Source organism: Pseudomonas agarici (genome assembly GCF_900109755.1).
Classification (GTDB): domain Bacteria; phylum Pseudomonadota; class Gammaproteobacteria; order Pseudomonadales; family Pseudomonadaceae; genus Aquipseudomonas; species Aquipseudomonas agarici.
The window spans coordinates 1-1,412 of record NZ_FOAR01000070.1 but is presented as its reverse complement, the minus strand read 5'-3'; the positions used below and the strand labels follow the sequence as shown (position 1 = coordinate 1,412).

Sequence of the window (1,412 nt, the reverse complement as noted above, 5' to 3'; positions counted from 1 at the left end):
TAAATAGGGCGCGACCAAATCTTCCAGCAAGGCATCCTGGTCATCGTTTTCATGAATAAGGAGATCCATGATTTCTGCGAGCTTATCGGTATGGTCAAATAAAATGGCAAAGCAGACAAGCTGCAATGCTTCCCAATAGTCAGTGTCATAGAGGTCGAGGTGTGGGACTCTATGTCCATCATTATCAGCGCGGGACTCAAATAAAATACGGGGCTCCATAGAATCGAGCCAATAGGTGACTGTCGCTGGAAAGAGACTAGACAATTCAAGCAGGGAATGTCCCGCCGAGTATCCATAGATGATTTTCTCAAGTCCTACTTCAGCACGACACCTTGCACCTCGCATCACGCCGGCTTGAGGGCTGTTTTTTACTTTTTCGGAATCATCGAGATTACTTGTTGTGATCTTAATGCTTTCGTTGGCTGACTCAATGACGAGTTTGTAATCGGAATATTTTTGGAGCGGTTCGCGGCGAACGGTAAGCCATGCTCTATTTTTAATAATTTCCATCGGGTCAGTTATCCAAAATGTGATCGGGGATGGTGATTATAGGAAACTGAATGTTGTGTCGAACGCCTTTGCTTCTGTCGTGTATTTCATACTGCTTCCCTGTGACCATAAAGACTTCACGGTTATATAAAATAATATTCGAAAGCGACCTCTCTGCCTCGCGAATAGCGGTCAGAAGCTTTGCTTTGTGAGAGGGTGGAATTGTCGTTTCCGAAAATAGCGATTTTTTTATCCATAAATGACTCATCTGCCGCCCTTTGTTTTTTGTCGAACTGAGCGTGCCGGTTTGCTTATCCACGTCTGCCAACGCTTTTTCATTATCGATAGTGGCGTAAGTATTGCGCGGTGAGTCCTGACTCATTGCTACCTCGGGGCTGTAAGGCTGCTTGTTATCCAGCACTTTAGCGGTATCGGCGCGAGTGCCTTCCACGGCTTTTCGGTCGGTTTCGTTCATCGCTGCAAGAAAGCTGGCTGGGCGGCCTGACTCAAACGGTCGGCGGTGGCCACGGCGCCGCGCAGTTGGCCGAGGGCTGAGGCCATCTGCATCTGGGCCGCGTCGGCGGCGTGCTGAAGGCTGGTGGACAGCAGTAGCCCTTCGCTAGCGCGAAGCTGGTTCCAGCCATCGGTGGTCTGAGCAAAACCGCAGCCTCGGTAGGCGTTGCGTTTAGCGCCTTCACAGGCAATCAGATAACCCACGGCGAAGGTGCTGCGGGTAGTGTCGTTGTGCAGTTGCTGATGCTTTTTTTCGGGTGGAAAGAAATAGGATTCTTCATTTTCGTTCTCGTGCCGTCTTCTCAGTAGCTGCTTACAGCGTCGGGTTGGATTGGTCCGGGCTCCACTGCCAGAACGTCAGGCCGTAGTCGCTGCCTTCTATTTCGGGGAAGGTCGCGCCCTGCTGGAAG

General features: G+C 50.6%; 3 protein-coding genes. All 3 read right to left on the bottom strand.

Annotated features, from left to right (window positions below):
* A partial coding sequence (locus BMX68_RS24990) for a PoNe immunity protein domain-containing protein (RefSeq protein ID WP_143063373.1) occupies positions 1–510 on the bottom strand: 510 nt, incomplete at its 3' end.
* A 4-nt stretch (positions 511–514) separates the two neighbouring features.
* Positions 515–964, bottom strand: coding sequence for a hypothetical protein (locus tag BMX68_RS24985; RefSeq protein WP_017133084.1), 450 nt, complete (start codon positions 962–964; stop codon positions 515–517).
* The gene (locus BMX68_RS24980) at positions 961–1,308 is read right to left on the bottom strand and encodes a type VI secretion system Vgr family protein (RefSeq protein ID WP_083400873.1); all 348 of its coding nucleotides are present in this window, start codon (positions 1,306–1,308) and stop codon (positions 961–963) included. Before BMX68_RS24980 ends, BMX68_RS24985 begins: the two co-directional genes overlap by 4 nt.
* Between the last annotated feature and the right edge of the window lie 104 nt (positions 1,309–1,412).

Coding starts and splice junctions, on each gene's coding strand:
- BMX68_RS24985 (WP_017133084.1), bottom strand. CDS start 964: ATGAACGAAACCGACCGAAAAGCCGTGGAAGGCACTCGCGCCGATACC.